Origin of the sequence: Mycoavidus sp. B2-EB, assembly GCF_014218255.1 — a bacterium.
Taxonomy (GTDB): domain Bacteria; phylum Pseudomonadota; class Gammaproteobacteria; order Burkholderiales; family Burkholderiaceae; genus Mycoavidus.
In genome coordinates, this window is record NZ_AP021872.1 from 1,200,704 (window position 1) to 1,216,818 (window position 16,115).

Consider the following 16,115-nt stretch of genomic DNA (forward strand, 5'->3'; position numbering starts at 1 on the left):
CGTAATGTCACTTAAGGGTCTTTTGTCTTCTCTCGTATTTTGGCGTGTAGCTCATAAGTCTTACCTAAAAGATTGAGCGTTTCTGCGTCACTTGCTGGCGTCTGTGCAATGATCTCATTGATGTCCCCTTGCACTTTCGAATAATCTGCTTCTGTTCTATTGAACTCTTCTTTTGCCTGTTCCCTTATCTTTGCCTCCGTGGCTGGCATATCTGTATTAGCGGGTATATCTACGTCTGGCTTAATTAAATCTAAAGTTCGCCCCATCAGCAATATGCTCTCTTTTGCAAGCCCTGCTACAGGTCTGAGTACGGCTCTCTCAGTGCCGCGTATAACTTGCCCCAAAGGTCTTATTGTCACTCTTTCTACATCACGCGCAACTTCTCCTAAAGGTCTTATTGCTTCTCTCTCTACGGTACGCGCCACCTCTCCCAAAGGTCTTATCGTCACTTTCTCCACTTCACGCAAAACACTTTCTACAGCACCCATCTCGATCTCCTTAGGTTTAGAGAAATTAAAAACGGTACTCACTAGCTATTGCTCCTTTACCACGCGAAGCAATTTTCTCAATATATACAAATTATTTTTGTTTGCAAATTTTTTTATAAAAGATATATTCTATATTTAAGTAAAAATACTTTTTCAAAAGTGCATTCTTTGTAGAAAAATCGAGTTCCAAGCATATTTCTCTATAAATTTTCTTCTAAAAAGGTATGCCCAAAGCAATGCCCTCTTGCTTAGTAAAATTTATGTACATATCACGTAATTTTTCATCTAGTTGGACCTTTACCTTAACTATACCTTCATCATATTGTTCCTGCGTCATATCTGCAGGCTTTTTTGCCCAAGCTTCCAATAGCCTCTTATACTCGATTTTATAGCTCTCAAATTCTTCAAAATATTCTCTTTCCAGATAGCTTCGCCAAGCCTCATGATGCGTGAAGAAATTTAAAAGCTCAGCCCCGCGCCCCACGCGTTCCAATAACTGTCTTATTTCACCCATTTCCGGAGCCGAAATGCCTGACAACCTTGGGTACAACATATCTTGCTCTTGAATCAGTGAACCCCACAAATCTCTTAAATTAATCTGAACCGCAAGATATGTTTCAACCTGAGTAGAGGATGGTAAATGCTTGAATTTTTCACATATGACTGTTTCAAGTTTATTTAAACGGAATTGTTGCATGACAATGTCGGCCATTTCATTTTGACTAATCTTATCGCGTTTAACTTTTGCATTAAGAAATACCTGTTCAATATGATTCAGCCCTAGGCTCACTCTATTACCACAAGTTTCCAAAGCCTCGTTTGCAAGATAAAAGCAGAGAGAGTTTAAGTCTTCATGTGCCACTAGCTCCAGAAGCACGCGACGCAGACGTTGCTTAAGGCGTTCTAAACCCACGCTAGATTTAGCATCCGCTGTGTCAAATAACCTCAAGAGGAAATTTGAAAATGTGGATGCGTTTGCGGTAGTAATATGAGTAGCCCAATTTTCAAAAGATTGATTTTCTTTGGCGGGATAGATCTCCAAAAGTTTGATCATCTTAACAAGGCAACGCCGCGCAATAAGTGCATCAATTTGATTCTTCGCATCTCCCTCTAGAATAAAATTTCCTAAATCACTTGAACCAGAGGAATTACTATAATCAGAATTGATTTTCTCTTTAATTAAACTTGATACTGGATTACCTTTAATATCGATAATAATACTATCAACCCCAGAAGGGAAATTCCTAAACTCTATAATTTCATTATTTTATATATTTAACCTAAATAATCTTTTAAGATTTTGAGCAGAACTTGGAAATTCACGTAATTTATTATTTTCCAAATTTACAAAAAGAACGCTTCTTAAATTATCAAAATCGCCCAATATTTCTGGCAACTCTGTCAAATTTAGATTACTAAGATCTAATACCAGGCAATCATGACACTGCTGAATACGTAGGACAGCTTCTCCACGCTTTTCTCCTGGATGCCCAAGAGTCCGCCAATATTCTAATTTCGCCCAATTATCATGTATCTCTTTCTCTCCTTCGCCACACCCTACGAAGGAAAAAAATACTATCAATATAGATAAAAAGATTCGTTTCATCGCACTTTACCCCTTTCTTTACAGAACTCGCTATCCTCTACTAACGACTCGACTCTACTTTACCTCAATTCATGGTGATCTAATTAAATTCTAATAAGAAACAAAATATACTCCGCTAAACAAAGTATAGTATTTTTCACAAAAACACCAACGAATATAATCTCTAAGGAGTTTATATAGAGACGCTGATTTAATCAAAGATATTTGCGCCTTGACACGCTCGAGCTGCCGAGCCAGTTCACTATGACAGAGTAACGAAATGTCAGCACAATAAAAAATCTCACCGTAGCCAAAAAACCTGAACGAGCCAAAACCTGGATGCACACAATGCTGATATGCCGTGCACTCAACTCAGTGACAAAAACTGCTGCACGCTATTAAGCTGTAAAGTTTTGCTGCTTCCTTATCGTCTTTTTTAAGCAGCTTTGAAGATCTTTATTTCTATTCCCTCAGCTTGATTCAATGCTCTAATTCATTGTTTTCCCTGATCTTTTTGAAAAACTTCAGCGCCAGGCCAAGCGCTCTTTTTCATTACCTGTGGTTATCAAATAACCATAAACTTTAAAAATTGCCTGCACAACGCATCAATAAGCTGGGCAGGAAAACTACAGACAGCGGCCAATCCATTTTCTAAATTACACCTTGTCGGTCGCTTCCTCTTGCGCCGACAGGTCTTTCCCGCCGGGTGTGATCCCCGCTCGGCGGGTTTTTTTGAAGCCCTAGAAAATGCAAGACATGGATAAATCCGCTGCTCAGATAGCCCAACACGTTCTGGATGAACATTTACGGCCTATTCGCCACTTACTCGATGATCCAAATGTGCAGGAAGTCATGATCAATCGTTATGACAATATTTGGCTTGAGCGTGACGGCAGTACGCTTTATCTGAACGACATAAAATTGACTGAAACGGGTCTTGAGGCCGCCATTACTTTACTGGCCAATTTAAACCATAAGCCAGATGCATTGATGATGGACTGTTGGTTACCGGGTCTGCGCATCGCCACCGCGCGCCGACCCGTTTCGATCTACGGTCCAATGCTGTGTATCCGCAAACATAGCGAACACCATCTAGGTCTCCAGCACTATGTGCAGAACGGGGCTTTTGACGCCTGGCCACAAGCCTCGCAACACTCATTACACCCGATGCCGCCCACCACATCTTTGAATCCAGCTTTGCGCCGCGCCATGCAAACCGGCGGCCAAGCGCTACAGCAGTTCTTTGAGTGGGTCATTCATACGCGCCAAAATTTGCTGGTCTGCGGTGCAACTTCATCCGGCAAAACCACACTACTTAACGCATTAATCGAAGTCATCCCAAGAGAGGACCGACTGATCACGATTGAAGATACCAGTGAGCTGCAAGTCTACGTTCCCAATTATGTATCGTTTGAAACGCACCCAGCGCAAGGCGCGAACATACGCGAGCTCGTGCAGCTGGCTCTACGCTGTCGACCTACGCGCATCATCATTGGTGAAATTCGAGGTGCCGAGGCATTTGACTTGCTGAATGCGCTCAATACCGGTCACCCGGGTTCAGTCGTTTCATTTCATGCCGACTCCTGTCAATCAGCACTCACCCGCCTTGAAACCTTGGTACGGATGGCTCCTGAAGCACAAACCTGGCCTTTAGCCGATCTACGCCAACACATTGCAGCCACTTTCCGCTATGTAGTGCAAACACAGCGCTTAGGCGCTCTAAGAGGCCCTTGGGAGATCCGGGAAATCCTCGGCATCGAAAACCATCGCTATCAAACCCGCCTGCTATTTTCCAAAATTCAACAAGAAGCCACAGCGTATGACACGGTTCAATAAACCCAAATCTGGAGCACACATGATCTTTCTTCCTTGGCTGTTATGCACCTGGTCAACTTATGCTTACGCCGGGATTTGGGGCGGAGGGTTATGCCGCTTCTATAAACAAGTTATCGATGATGAACTGATCACCTTTGTCAGTATCGGTTCATGCGCTCTCGCCATCATTTTATGGATGCTAGATGACAAATCATCTTCGATTAAATTATGGATGCTACGCATCGTAGCGGCAACGCTCGTGATCTTTAACCTCCCGATTTTCTGGACAACCATCTTTGGCCGCTCTCCGGTTTGCAGTTAAATATAAAACCGCAACACACTATTTATGCCTAGCTCAAACCAATCTCTTAATGCCCAAGTTAAAAAAGTTCTGCTTGAACGCAAGCGCTTACTCGCAGTGGATAAACGCATGCTCGGGCTGCTCCTGATTCTCGTCCTTTTGGTCGCCACGACATTACACAATTATTGGATTCTGCTCGTAGCGCTGCCAGGCTACTGCAGCATTTGGCTCGCCAGCCAACGCGATCCTGATTTGATCGATATTTATCTCAAATACTGCCGCCAAGCGGACTACTACGAGCCGCGTCAGCAGCTCCTACAAAGACGCAATCAGCGTCCATTGGGCTTTGCTCGTAAACACCTATGTTAAAACTTAAGCCATCCAAAACAAGTGCGTTTGAGCAAGAGCCGCCAAGCCAGCGCCGCAGCTTTGGAACTCGTGCTTGCTCCGAATTAGTGCCCTGGCTATTTGCGTGCAATTCATCTACTTTAGTGTGTAAAGATTCTTCATTGCTCGCTACTTTCGAATATAGCGGCCCCGATACCGACAGCATCACGGCGGGCGAGATGCTCAAATTGATTGGAGATTTAACCCAAGCTCTAATTAGCCTAAGCCGTCAACCGCTCACCCTCTGGTGGACCGTACATCGCCGGCGCATCAGTGACTATGACACACTACCACTACCCGATCTATATGCTCAAATTGTCGACGATGAACGGCGGCACGCTTTTGCGCAAAGTGGCTGTCACTTAAACCGTCACTACCTGACGATTGTCCGCCCACCTGACGCCGGTCTAGATCGCTTCTCAGGCAGGCTCTCACATGCTTTATCACATGATGGTTTACCGCTTTACAAAGCCCTCTGGCAAGCGCTGCGTGGCACCTTCTCTGATCAGTACGCATTTGCCTATACGGCCGATGAGTTACGCCATCAAATAGAAGAATTTGAAGCATTATTAGACCACTTGCTAGCAGGCCTACCTAATCTGAAATGCAGTCGTTTAAGCAGCACTCAATTGGGTGCGTTCTTACATACCACGTGCTCCCCTTGTGCAGAAAATCAAACCGACGTGGATATATCCGACCACCCTTTTCTGGATCTCGCACTGCCTGATACAGAAGTCATCCCGGGCCATGATTTTTTATCCTTTGAAGGCAATAGCCGCAAACGTTACGCACTTGCGCTCAGCATCCCAGTGGCCCGCGAAAACTGGCCTGACCAGATCTCGCCCACGACCCTTGACGACCTCCTCAAAATTCATGGAGAACTCACCATCAGCCAGGTTTATCGCCTCGCCAGTCGGGCCCACGCAGAACGCTTTATCAACAGTATGCGCAAGTATCACGATAACCGGCAACTGGATCTGCGAGGATTGCTCAGCGCCGCTTTAAAAAAAGGACATTCTGAATCGGTACGGCACAACTTGGCCCGCGCCCAAGCCGCCAGCGAAACGGATGCGTTGCACGGCGAAGTGTCAATGGGACAACAAGCATACGGCTGGTATAACCTCACCATTCTGGCCTGGTCACCCGTATTTGAAGCGGGCGGACCGGACGTTGCTCAATCTGCCAGCGCCGAACGGACCGCCTATGCGCAAGCAAGCGCCACCTGTAAAACGGCTGAAGCCATCTTGCGCGCTGCCCATTTCACACCTGTGCGCGAAAAACTCCATGCACTCTCAGCTTTTAGCGTGACCATTCCCGGCATGTGGCGTGAGTGCGCGCGCTGGGCTTTTATTGATGCGCAGGTGCTCGCACGGCTCGCACCGCTGCGCACGGTCGCGCAAGGAGAACGCTATAACTTACATCTCAGCCAGGAAATGGGCCTCGACTGCCCAGCTTTAGCGACCTTCCCAACCGAATATGGCACGCCTTTTCATTTCACCGGCTATTTTGATGATGTCGGGCATGTGCTGCTATGCGGCGATTCCGGCTCTGGCAAAACCTCGTTTCTCAATCTGAGCTGGACCCTGTTTCGCAAATATACCGGGGCAACCGTCTATTTATTCGATAAAGACTATTCTTCTCGCATCCCTGTGCTCATGCAAGGCGGTGCTTATTTAGATGTTGCTGCAGAACGTGGAGAGAGCGCCAGTTTTAATCCAATCGCCTTACTCGCACATGAACGCCACTTAGAATGGCTCAAAGACTGGATTTTATTTCTAGGCAGCTTACGCGGCTATCAGCCTAGCGCGCAAGACGACATGCAGCTGCTCAACGTTTTGCGCGCAACCCGCAATATTGATCGCTCGCTTTGGCGCCTGTGTGCGATTTATAGCCAACTCTCTGATGGACCCTTCAAGCAGCAACTGGCGTCATGGGTAGGCGACGGTGTGTATGCCCATTACTTTGACAATCTTGAAGATAGCTTCGCCGCTACCAGCCTGATTGGCATAGAAGTCGGCAAAATTATTCACAACCCTTTAGTCGCTCCTCCACTGCTCGATCTATGTTTTTACAAGCTTGACGATACGCTAACCGTGAACCGGCTAAACGGCGTTATAGCGCCAACCTTTATCGGTTTACCTGAAGTCTGGCATTTGCTCGATAACCCACGCTTTGCCAACAAAATCGTGGATTGGATTAGCACCTTGCGCAAAAAGCTCGGTAGCGTCTGGATGGATACGCAATCCCCGGAAAGTTACCTGCACTCCCCCGTCTATCCAAGCCTACGCGACAATGTGCCAACCTGTATTTTTTTGCCTCCTAGCGGCAGCTTCAATCCGTCACAACGCGCAGCACTTGAAACCGGTTTAGGGTTACATGCGGGCCAGATCCAAGGGATTGAAAAAGGGACGCGCAAACGCGACTACTTCATCACCCAAAAAAATGGATTTGCGCGCCGCATTTCACTTACTTTAGATATTCGCACACTTGCCGTACTCCGCAGCGAGCTGAGTGCGCAAGCAATCTTCGAGCGTCACTACCGCTCAGGCCACCCCGCCTGGCGGGCCCGCTATTTTGAAGAGATGACTCATGCGGCTCGCTAAATTACATAAACATTGCTTGCGCATATTAGTGTGCAGCATCGCGCTCGGTTCGGCAAAACCTACGCTAGCAGGCGGGGGCGTTGGGGCAACGATAGGAGGTGCCACTGAATTAACCCAGATCATGAACCACTTTGAGCTGCTGGCAAGCGTCAGCCAACAAAGCGCGATGGTGACGCAAAATATTACAGCGCACATTACGCGCGTGCAGCAATATATGGCGATGCTGCAAAATCTGGTACAGCTTCCAGCCCATGCTTTAGAGCAAATTATGGCTCCCTGGCGAGATCAATTGCAAATGTTTATGCAACTTGCCCATTCGGTTGAGTCATTATTAGAAGCGACCCATCAAACACGCGCTTTATTTAAACGTAGCCTACGCGAAATCACCCAGTTGCACCTGACTCCGGAACAATGGCTAGCAGCCCATAGCAATTTAGCCAGAAGTCGAGATCACCTTTATCAGCGTCAATGGCGGCAAGATCTAGCGGCATTAGATACGCTCGCACACCGCGCGCGCAGCGTACATACCCTATCCAGTCAAATTCCAGGTATTACGAGCACCATCCAGGGACTCCAGCTACTCAACCAACAAGCCTCCATCTTAGCATCTGAAATGCTCGAATTACGCGCCTTGATGCAGCGCCAATTAACCATGCAAAACAAAGATCAGCAAGCCCATGAATGGAGCAACCGCGCTCTTTTAAATCTAATTCAGGCGCGCCAAGCGCAAGCACGCCAACTCGATACACATGAGCGCCAACTTATCCAGAACGGTCCATTCCATGTCCTGCAAGAACACCCCTAAACCGTTGAGAAAACGAGCGATGCCTTTATTTTTGCGCTGGGTGATTTATCAACTATGCTACGACCGCAACGAGGTTTTTCGGTTGCAGCGCGCCTATCAACGTTATGCAAGCACCTCCTCTCAGGCTGCCATAGAAGAATTGCGCGCGCCGCGAGGTTTTCATAAACCACGCTTATCACTTGCCTGGGCCTGTTGCCGCCTAACGCTAGAGCAACCCACGTTGTTGCCAAAGGGAATCTTGGCACTCGCCGGCTTGCTTTTTGTCATCGTTTTACATTGCACCACTGGCATAAGGTAACTCGCATGAATGCAAACGATCCACTTGGCATTGTCGACGAACTCTTCCGGCTGATGCAAAAAACTGGCCTTGAGCTATACGGAAAATTTATTCATGAAGGAATTGAATTGCTGTTAGCGCTGGGTCTTGTAATGGCGACTTGGTACACCCTGATGTGGATGCTGGCGGATTCCACCATCGATTATTTCGTTAACCAGTTAAATTTGTTAGTTAAAGTTGCCATCATTCTTTTGATGTTAACGGCTTGGACAAGTACCGTACGCGATTTTTTCATTGGCAATATGGAGCGCACTGCCAAGCAAATTAGCCTCCATAGCGCCACTCCAGCCGACACCGTGCGGACCCTATGGAACGCCGCCCAAACGATTTTTTCGCTGACCCGCGCTGACGCAACCAGTGTCTGCGAAGAATTACCCAAACTCACCGACGATGGCGCGCAGTTGGCCGGCAACCAACGAATTTGCCACCTTAGCCACAGTGCTCATAACCATCAAAACCATTGGCTCGACACATTACGCAATTTATCGTTTGTCTTATTGTCATTTATATTCAAAGTCATTGCGGTGCTGGCCGTCACCCAAATGGCCATCGCCTTTATGCTCGTCGCCCAAATGTCCTCTTTCTTGCTGGCAATTGGCTTTTGCCTGGGTCCTATTTTATTACCTTGGTATATTTTTCCTGCCACTGAATTTTTGTTTAACGGCTGGCTAAGATTCATCATCGTTGCGGGCTTATACAAAGTGATTGCTTGGCTCATGTTAACGATTGTCCAAGCTGGAATCAATCCGGCCATACAGAAATTAGTTTTACAGCTAGGGGCAGGCGTTGGTCCTCATGTCAGTTCTCAACTCGATCTTCATTGCCTAACAATGCTTGGACTTGGCTTCACCGGTAGCGTGGGAGCCTACATGATGTGGCAAGTGCCACAGATTGCTCAGTGCCTTATTTCAGGCCATAGCGCACTTAATTTGCCGAGGTTTGGACCTAGCCAGATGGCTAGGTCCACCGCCAGCGCTAAAGCATAGGAACTTCGCCACGATGCCCTTTTCAAAACAGTCCTCTCAGACAGACACCCCTCATCCTGGCGCAACATTAGCCGCCAACCATGCCTGGTTTGCTTATTTTCAGAAGCCGCTACTGAATGCCAAATGGGCACGCTTAGCCGCAACAGGATTTTTCATATTGGCCTTAATTGAAGCCATTGCACTGATGCAACTCCTCAAAAACGCTGGCCCACGACCTTATTTTATCGAACATGATGAAGCTTCTGGAGCGGTTTATTTGTCTTCTCGAGTGGCCCAACAATTTACACCCACTGCCGCCAATATCACCTATTTTCTGCGCATTTGGGCAACTCATATGCTTTCGATCAAGCCAGATCAAAAGCAAACTCAAGAAAACGATATACCCGCCGCGGCGGCCTGGACAATCGGCGCAGCAACCAAGGTTTTCACTGAATATTTTGCGCAGACTGATCGCGTCGCCGAGCGGATCGCCAAGCAGCCTGGCCTAACCCGAGAAATAGTAGAAAACTCGACTTCATATGCTAAAGAAGGAGGGGTCGCCTATATGGTCCTAACGCTCATTGAACGGATCGATGGCATTGAGACAAACCGCGCGCAAAAAATGTTAACGGCGAATCTCATCCTAGCCCCCGAACGCCTTGACGAACAGCAACGGCGAACCAATCCAATCGGCCTAATGGTGACCCACTTCACGCTCACCCCCTATTACGGTCCCAGCCCTTCAACTCAATCCGCATCATGAAATTGCTCCAGCATAGCAAGCGATCTCTTTACTCGCCGCTCGTCGCATTATTAACGGCGCTACTCCTGAGCACCACACACGCCGCAAAAACCCATCCGGCGATTCCAAGCTCACCGCCAGAGCTCATGCGGGCCGAACCGGCAACGCTTGATCCTAAATTAGTCGTATATCCGTACGACCCAGACTACACCTATCCAATTTTGACGCAAACCGGACGGCTCACGCATCTTGAGTTTGAAGAAGATGAAACAATCATTGGCATCTATCTAGCCGACCCTAAAAGCTGGCATCGTAAAACCGCCGTGACGCGGCGCGACTTTTTTATCCAGCCCAAGCTAGCGGGGCTTGCGAATACAGCCACCATTATCACGAACAAACGTCGTTATGAGTTGATGCTCAAACAAAATGCAGATCAATATTATCAACGCGTATCTTGGCAACATCATGAAAGCGATCCCCTAGATGGATTTACGCCTGAAACCACGAATAACGCAGAAAATAACGCCAAACTGCCCAAAAAACCCTCACCCGCCCGCTTGTCTGAAATGGCCCCAAGCAACCCATCTCATCAGACAAGTACGCAGCTGCCGTTCAATTTGGAGCGCGCCAATTTTGACTATACCGTTAAAGGTAAAGCGCCATTCAAGCCGCTTGCAGTCTTTGACGATGGTCGCTTCACTTGGCTAAAAATGCCCGCTACTCAAGAAATTCCAGCCATTTTTATGTTGGCTCAAGATGGTGCAGTGGAGTTGGCTAATTTCATGGTGCAGGGCGATTATTTTGTCATCCGGCAAATGCTTGAGCATGGCGCATTGCTCAAACTCGGCAAAGATGAAGTCCGCATCTATCACAACCAACGCCGGGCCTGCAGTTTTTGGGGGTGCTCGACAGGTACACAAATCAATCATTTGTGGGAACATTAAATGGCGCCTCCCTTCCTCTCGAATTCCTCCATACCGCGCCAAAGCCAGCGCGTTAAACGCAATCTCGTCCAAGTATTACTGACGGTATTAATGCTATCTATGTTAGTTATCGTGATGACGCGCCGCTTCACTGGCACAGCCCAAATCCCCGCGCAACGAGAAACCTTGCAACACCATGCTGAATACCGGATGCAATCCGCTGGAAACGCCAACGATATACGCTCGGCCTTACGCCAACAGGCCGAGCGCGCCTATCACGCCAAACAACAAGACAAAATCAAACCCGAGGGCCCCCCATCGGTCGCACCTCCCCTACCTCCGGCATATAACATACCCGCCCCAAACACCCCCTTTGCCCCTTTAAGCAACGAACAAAAACTCACTCTTGAACGGGCCCGCGCCGCGCTTAACGAAGACACGGATATGGCAGTCTACGAAGCGGAAGAGCGCCGTGTGTTAGGGAATCATCCAGAGCATCCAAACCCGCTTGCGCCGTTGCCGCCCATAGCCAGCGCACCTCTTGCTGCCCCCCACACTCACCCGGCTTTGCAGCAACTACTCAACCAGCACGCTAGTGCTGCCCCGGCAGTCAGTCGTGACGAACACTGGCTACGCCACCAAAACACATACACCAGTAGCCAACCTCTAATGCCAACTAGCGCCGCCTCACCTTATCTGTTGATGATGGGCGAACCGATCCCCGTGGTAACCCTGCAAAGTGTCAACAGCGACCTGCCCGGGACGGTGCGCGCCATGGTAACACGCGATATTTATGACAGCGTGCGCGGCCATTTCAAGGTGATTCCGCGTGGCACTATTTTGGTAGGAGTCAGTAACGCCGATGTGTTAGTGGGTCAAAGCCGCTTGCTCATCGCCTTTAATCGCATGAATTTCCCGAGCGGAGCCTACTTAGATATTAGCGGTGTCCCAGCCACCGACCGCAGTGGCTCATCTGGCTTGCCCGCTCATGCAAACCACCATTTTCTGCGCCAATTCAGCCAGGCTTTTCTAGTCGCAGGCATTGCGGCCTGGGCTGGCCGCCAACCATCGGCACCGCCTAATGTGACGATCAACGTTAGCGGCTCAGCATTGCCCTCAACATTTTCTCAAACCGCCGCACAAACACTTTCGGACATCGCGCGGCGCATGCTCGATCATCACCAAAACATTAAGCCTACGCTCACTTTGTCGCCGGGTGAAAAAATCACCATTATGGTCGCGCGCGATATGGTGCTTCCTCCCGCTGTAGTTGCCAATTACGAAGGCGTTCTATGAAAAATTTATCTATGCCGCTTTTGATCATGCCTGCGTTACTACTGAGCTTTTTATACGACTCAAGCCAAAGACTGTATGCTTCCCCGATCCAAGAGTCTAAGCCCCAAACGCAAACGCCTACAACCTATCATTTCGACTGGCATATCTCAGGAGCGCCGGAGGTTGCTCCACTCCAAGTCTTTGATAACGGCCAGAAACTCTATTTACAATTTCGCAAAGGCTTCCCTACACCCGTCATTTTGGCTGACAAACCGGATGGGCAAATTCTGCTGCATTGGCGCGTAGAATCGCCTTACATTGTGCTCAACCAGCTTGAATCACGTTTGCATTTTCGTCTAGGCCGGCAGCACGCGCAGGCTTGGCGCAAAAATTCCAAACTGCATATGGCGACCGCTTGGCCTGCCAAAACCGTAAAAACCGTAGCGCCACAGGCACTATTTTTGCCCACCAACGCCGCCAAAATACCTGCAAAAACTCAACCAGAATCGCAAAAGCCCGCCCCTACGCTGTGGCAAGTCAAACGCTCTGATGAAAATTTACGGCAACTCCTTACGCGCTGGGCGCAAATAGAGAGTTGGCATCTAGTATGGGATGTAAACCATGATATTCCGATTCAAGCCGAAGACCAAAGCCACAGTAATTTTAAGGAAGCCGTACGCCGCGTACTAGGCAGCACAGCGTTAACCGAATACCAGATTAAACCGTGCTTTTATGCGAACCGTGTCGTGCGCGTGGTGCGTAAAACAACCGTTTGTAACCCACATCAGTAAACCTCCCAAATCCGCTATGCAAAATTTCTGCTACCTCATTTTTGTGACGCTCGCCGGGTTTATCTTAAGTGGCTGCATCTCACCTGAGCTCGTACAAAAAACCCGCACCAGCATCGAGCAGGCTCAAGCCAAAGCGCAACGATTACGCACAACACTCTTGACCCAGATGCATGACGGCAAACCGCAAAGCGCGGTCAATGATGAAGTCAATCTACCTTATTTAGTCGGCAACCCCGTACCTCTCGCGCGCGAAGTGACCTTACCTTATGCACTGCGCAAAGGAGTCAAAACCGCCGTGATGTTCCCAGAAAAAACGGTCCCTTTGAATTTAGCCGCCGAACGCATCACCCTGGCAACGGGTATTCCAGTTAAGATCGAGCCAGATGTTTACCTCTCCGCCTCAATGCTCTTGCCACGCGCACAAAGCGCTCACGCCGAGCGGCAAACAGCCCATAGCGCCCCTTATAAAGCAGGTGCGCCTTTTGCCCCAGCACGATCCAATCCATTCATACACCATCCCCCTCCAGGGTTTGCCAGCTTAAATCCAGCAAGCCCGCTCGACGCGTTCCCTCAGGTTGAGTTTCAACCGGCTGAAATACCTCTGAATCAAATGCTCGATCTGATCGCCACGCGCTTATCCATCAACTGGCGCTATGATGAAGTACGCGGCGCGATTCGTTTTTACCGGATGCTCACCAAAATCTGGCAACTTCCTGGCTCAGCGGGAGAAATGTCTTTCACTACTGCGTTTCAGGGCAGTACGGTTCAATCCAGTAATACTAACGCTACGTTACTGCCACAAAATACTTACGCTAACTCTACAGCTAAGCGCGAAGCATCTCAGATTAATGAACTTGACTCAGTGCGTCAAAGCATCGAAACACTGATGACGCGTGCCGGTTCGATTGCAACCAACGCGGCAACAGGTACACTCACCCTCACTGACACCAAAGAGGTTGTAGAACGCGCGGATGACATCATCACCCGCGAAATTCATATCCTGTCGCGACGTGTACTCCTTAAACTACAAAAAATCCAAGTGCTCACCCATGACACCGGCACAGCTAGCATCGATTGGAATATGGCGCTCACCCAGGCCCTCTCTAAGCTACCTGATTTCAAACTCACAACTCATTCACCCATCTCACTAGCGGGCTCTCATGCCAGTGGTTTGAATCTCAATATTCTAGCGGGGGCATTGAATAACTCCAAAACGATCATTCATGCTTTAAGCGAGATCGGGCGCGTGCAATCGTCGACTGAACTACCGCTGACAATTCGCAACCGACAACCCATGAGCTATGACATTGGCAATGCTTTTTCTTACGTCTCAGAAGCCTTGCCCGCAGGTTCAACGGTAGGGGGCGCGCCGGGTGTGCCTGGTCTTAAGACCAGCCAGATCTCAACCGGCTTAAAACTCTTGATTTATCCCAATGCGACCAGCAAAGATACGGTCGACTTGACCTTTTCGATTGAAGATTCGATGCTCACCGGCCTCGATCGTTTCGATGCTGGAGCAGGCCCGCAAAACCAATCCGTGCAACTGCCTAACATCGATCGCCAAGGAGCGATGTTACACACTACCGTACGCAGCGGCACGACCATTGTCCTTACCGGCTTTGAGCGCTTTGATGATCATTTTCGGCGCAGAACGCTCGGTGAGCAGATGCCTTTGCTCAGCGGAGGGTCAACCAGCGCAAGCCGTCAACGCAGCACAACTCTGATTGTCATATCGGCCATAATTCAGGATGATATTTAATGCATATCATTACAATTAACGGCAAACACCTGGCCTTTGGCCTATGCTGGAAGCCCTTGCTCAGCGCCACAGAATCTTACGAGGCGCTCGCTCTGACTGAGGCGGATAAACTCAACGCAACGTTGATTTGGCAAGATGGCGCAACACCGCTCATCGGCCTGTATCACGGAATCTTGCCTACCCCGCTGCGCCATCAACCCGTGTACGCCGCAGCGCATGTCCTATCAACCGTGCCAGGTTGCGGCCCAAACGCACTATTCGCCATCCGGGATCAAGCCGGGACCCATTCGCTATGCGGGATTTTTCACGGCCGGCCGTGGGGAAGCGCGACTGCGAGCGGCAAAAATTTTGATAAAGTGGGGTTGTCTAGCGCAGAGTTGACTCAACTCATTCAACAGTTTGTAGAATTATGCGGTGACCACGACTACACGCTACTCGGAAATGTCGCGCTGGCAGACTGTAACCCATTCCAATTAACTGAATTAGCGCGCTTTGCGGGCCCGACTTCCCGTATGTATCAGCCGCGGCGCAGTGTATTTCGTCCCTATATGCTATGGCTAGTCATAGCGCTAGGTATGGCTAGCGCCCTCTATACTGGCTACACGCACTGGCACAATAAACGCGCCGCAACCACGGCGCCCACGCTAGCTACGGCCCAACCACCCGTACCGTCCAGCACTGCACTCAATCAGCCATTGCTGAGTGCGCCAGCCACGATAAGCGCTTGGTTTGAGTGGGCAAAGGCGCTACCGCTTACCGTAGGCGGTTGGCATCTACGCCGCATAGACTGTACTGCACATCTGCCTGCACCAAAATGCTTATTGAACTACGAACGCAAGCTACCACAAGCCACGCCACAGACTTTTGTCGAAGCGGCAACACACCATGAAGCTGAGCTGATCGACACCGTCAGCGATCAATACTTACAGGTAAGCATGGCGCTGCCCAGCATTCCGACCATGAGCCTACAGCAACATCTGCCTAACTTGCCAAGCCAGCGCGCACTTCGCTTAACTTTCATTTCGCAATTACAACGCATGCAACAAGTCGCTGAAACTAAGATTGAGAATTTCCGTGCTTATGGCGTACCGGCAGGCATGCCGCCCAGCGCACTCTTCGATTCAATCCAATCTGCAGCTTGGGAGATCCATGGGCCGCTGCACAATATCGCTTTATTTGAAGCCTTCCCAGCCAGCGCCAGCCTCACCCAACTTTCTCTCACACTGCAAGACTCTCACCCCACAACTTCACTCAAAGCCTCAAGCTTAATGTTGCAGGTTAAAGGAGATATTTATGCCCGTGACTAATCGATCATACAAGCGCCATATCCTAGCGAGAC

At 49.1% G+C, this 16,115-nt stretch carries 16 protein-coding genes; 13 read left to right on the top strand and 3 right to left on the bottom strand.

Annotation, left to right across the window (positions count from 1 at the left end):
- Positions 1-11: 11 nt before the first annotated feature.
- From MPB2EB_RS05275 to MPB2EB_RS05285, 3 genes are all read right to left on the bottom strand, one after another.
- Positions 12-488 carry a hypothetical protein gene (locus tag MPB2EB_RS05275; RefSeq protein ID WP_185181317.1) on the bottom strand — a complete coding sequence of 159 codons (477 nt, stop codon included), beginning with the start codon at positions 486-488 and terminating at the stop codon, positions 12-14.
- Between the two features lie 214 nt (positions 489-702).
- The gene (locus tag MPB2EB_RS05280) at positions 703-1,542 is read right to left on the bottom strand and encodes an NEL-type E3 ubiquitin ligase domain-containing protein (protein WP_185181318.1); all 840 of its coding nucleotides are present in this window, start codon (positions 1,540-1,542) and stop codon (positions 703-705) included.
- Positions 1,543-1,755: 213 nt separating this feature from the next.
- Positions 1,756-2,094: a hypothetical protein gene (locus MPB2EB_RS05285; RefSeq protein WP_185181319.1), complete on the bottom strand. Its 339-nt coding sequence runs from the start codon at positions 2,092-2,094 to the stop codon at positions 1,756-1,758.
- A gap of 735 nt (positions 2,095-2,829) precedes the next feature.
- Between MPB2EB_RS05285 and MPB2EB_RS05290 the strand changes: the two genes are divergently transcribed.
- The 13 genes from MPB2EB_RS05290 to pilO2 are packed head-to-tail and all read left to right on the top strand — an operon-like array spanning position 2,830 to position 16,083.
- Complete coding sequence (locus tag MPB2EB_RS05290; RefSeq protein ID WP_185181320.1) at positions 2,830-3,909, top strand: CpaF family protein; 1,080 nt, start codon at positions 2,830-2,832, stop codon at positions 3,907-3,909.
- Between the two features lie 19 nt (positions 3,910-3,928).
- Positions 3,929-4,210 carry a hypothetical protein gene (locus MPB2EB_RS05295; protein WP_185181321.1) on the top strand — a complete coding sequence of 94 codons (282 nt, stop codon included), beginning with the start codon at positions 3,929-3,931 and terminating at the stop codon, positions 4,208-4,210.
- A 24-nt stretch (positions 4,211-4,234) separates the two neighbouring features.
- Entirely contained in the window at positions 4,235-4,558 is a 324-nt protein-coding gene (locus MPB2EB_RS05300) for a VirB3 family type IV secretion system protein (protein WP_185181322.1), read from the top strand.
- Positions 4,552-7,179: a VirB4 family type IV secretion system protein gene (locus MPB2EB_RS05305; RefSeq protein WP_185181323.1), complete on the top strand. Its 2,628-nt coding sequence runs from the start codon at positions 4,552-4,554 to the stop codon at positions 7,177-7,179. Before MPB2EB_RS05300 ends, MPB2EB_RS05305 begins: the two co-directional genes overlap by 7 nt.
- Positions 7,166-7,984: a conjugal transfer protein TrbJ gene (locus tag MPB2EB_RS05310; RefSeq protein ID WP_185181324.1), complete on the top strand. Its 819-nt coding sequence runs from the start codon at positions 7,166-7,168 to the stop codon at positions 7,982-7,984. Before MPB2EB_RS05305 ends, MPB2EB_RS05310 begins: the two co-directional genes overlap by 14 nt.
- Before the next feature lie 19 nt (positions 7,985-8,003).
- The gene (locus MPB2EB_RS05315) at positions 8,004-8,282 is read left to right on the top strand and encodes a hypothetical protein (protein WP_185181325.1); all 279 of its coding nucleotides are present in this window, start codon (positions 8,004-8,006) and stop codon (positions 8,280-8,282) included.
- Positions 8,283-8,287: 5 nt separating this feature from the next.
- A complete protein-coding gene (locus MPB2EB_RS05320) occupies positions 8,288-9,307 on the top strand; it encodes a type IV secretion system protein (RefSeq protein ID WP_185181326.1) in 1,020 nt (339 codons plus the stop codon).
- 13 nt (positions 9,308-9,320) lie between these two features.
- Positions 9,321-10,049 carry a VirB8/TrbF family protein gene (locus tag MPB2EB_RS05325; RefSeq protein ID WP_185181327.1) on the top strand — a complete coding sequence of 243 codons (729 nt, stop codon included), beginning with the start codon at positions 9,321-9,323 and terminating at the stop codon, positions 10,047-10,049.
- Complete coding sequence (locus MPB2EB_RS05330; RefSeq protein ID WP_185181328.1) at positions 10,046-10,972, top strand: TrbG/VirB9 family P-type conjugative transfer protein; 927 nt, start codon at positions 10,046-10,048, stop codon at positions 10,970-10,972. Before MPB2EB_RS05325 ends, MPB2EB_RS05330 begins: the two co-directional genes overlap by 4 nt.
- Positions 10,973-12,247: a TrbI/VirB10 family protein gene (locus tag MPB2EB_RS05335; RefSeq protein ID WP_185181329.1), complete on the top strand. Its 1,275-nt coding sequence runs from the start codon at positions 10,973-10,975 to the stop codon at positions 12,245-12,247.
- Positions 12,244-13,017 carry a TcpQ domain-containing protein gene (locus tag MPB2EB_RS05340; protein ID WP_185181330.1) on the top strand — a complete coding sequence of 258 codons (774 nt, stop codon included), beginning with the start codon at positions 12,244-12,246 and terminating at the stop codon, positions 13,015-13,017. Before MPB2EB_RS05335 ends, MPB2EB_RS05340 begins: the two co-directional genes overlap by 4 nt.
- A 16-nt stretch (positions 13,018-13,033) precedes the next feature.
- A complete protein-coding gene (locus MPB2EB_RS05345) occupies positions 13,034-14,776 on the top strand; it encodes a hypothetical protein (protein WP_185181331.1) in 1,743 nt (580 codons plus the stop codon).
- Positions 14,776-16,083, top strand: coding sequence for a type 4b pilus protein PilO2 (gene pilO2, locus MPB2EB_RS05350; RefSeq protein WP_185181332.1), 1,308 nt, complete (start codon positions 14,776-14,778; stop codon positions 16,081-16,083). Before MPB2EB_RS05345 ends, pilO2 begins: the two co-directional genes overlap by 1 nt.
- The last annotated feature ends 32 nt before the right edge of the window (positions 16,084-16,115 follow it).

Bases quoted from the DNA above. Each gene is read 5' to 3' on its own strand.
- MPB2EB_RS05345 (WP_185181331.1), top strand. From the start codon at position 13,034: ATGCAAAATTTCTGCTACCTCATTTTTGTGACGCTCGCCGGGTTTATC.
- MPB2EB_RS05280 (WP_185181318.1), bottom strand. From the start codon at position 1,542: ATGATCAAACTTTTGGAGATCTATCCCGCCAAAGAAAATCAATCTTTT.
- MPB2EB_RS05315 (WP_185181325.1), top strand. From the start codon at position 8,004: ATGCCTTTATTTTTGCGCTGGGTGATTTATCAACTATGCTACGACCGC.
- MPB2EB_RS05285 (WP_185181319.1), bottom strand. From the start codon at position 2,094: ATGAAACGAATCTTTTTATCTATATTGATAGTATTTTTTTCCTTCGTA.
- MPB2EB_RS05290 (WP_185181320.1), top strand. From the start codon at position 2,830: ATGGATAAATCCGCTGCTCAGATAGCCCAACACGTTCTGGATGAACAT.
- MPB2EB_RS05275 (WP_185181317.1), bottom strand. From the start codon at position 488: ATGGGTGCTGTAGAAAGTGTTTTGCGTGAAGTGGAGAAAGTGACGATA.
- MPB2EB_RS05325 (WP_185181327.1), top strand. From the start codon at position 9,321: ATGCCCTTTTCAAAACAGTCCTCTCAGACAGACACCCCTCATCCTGGC.
- MPB2EB_RS05320 (WP_185181326.1), top strand. From the start codon at position 8,288: ATGAATGCAAACGATCCACTTGGCATTGTCGACGAACTCTTCCGGCTG.
- MPB2EB_RS05330 (WP_185181328.1), top strand. From the start codon at position 10,046: ATGAAATTGCTCCAGCATAGCAAGCGATCTCTTTACTCGCCGCTCGTC.
- MPB2EB_RS05295 (WP_185181321.1), top strand. From the start codon at position 3,929: ATGATCTTTCTTCCTTGGCTGTTATGCACCTGGTCAACTTATGCTTAC.
- MPB2EB_RS05310 (WP_185181324.1), top strand. From the start codon at position 7,166: ATGCGGCTCGCTAAATTACATAAACATTGCTTGCGCATATTAGTGTGC.
- MPB2EB_RS05335 (WP_185181329.1), top strand. From the start codon at position 10,973: ATGGCGCCTCCCTTCCTCTCGAATTCCTCCATACCGCGCCAAAGCCAG.
- MPB2EB_RS05340 (WP_185181330.1), top strand. From the start codon at position 12,244: ATGAAAAATTTATCTATGCCGCTTTTGATCATGCCTGCGTTACTACTG.
- MPB2EB_RS05305 (WP_185181323.1), top strand. From the start codon at position 4,552: ATGTTAAAACTTAAGCCATCCAAAACAAGTGCGTTTGAGCAAGAGCCG.
- pilO2 (WP_185181332.1), top strand. From the start codon at position 14,776: ATGCATATCATTACAATTAACGGCAAACACCTGGCCTTTGGCCTATGC.
- MPB2EB_RS05300 (WP_185181322.1), top strand. From the start codon at position 4,235: ATGCCTAGCTCAAACCAATCTCTTAATGCCCAAGTTAAAAAAGTTCTG.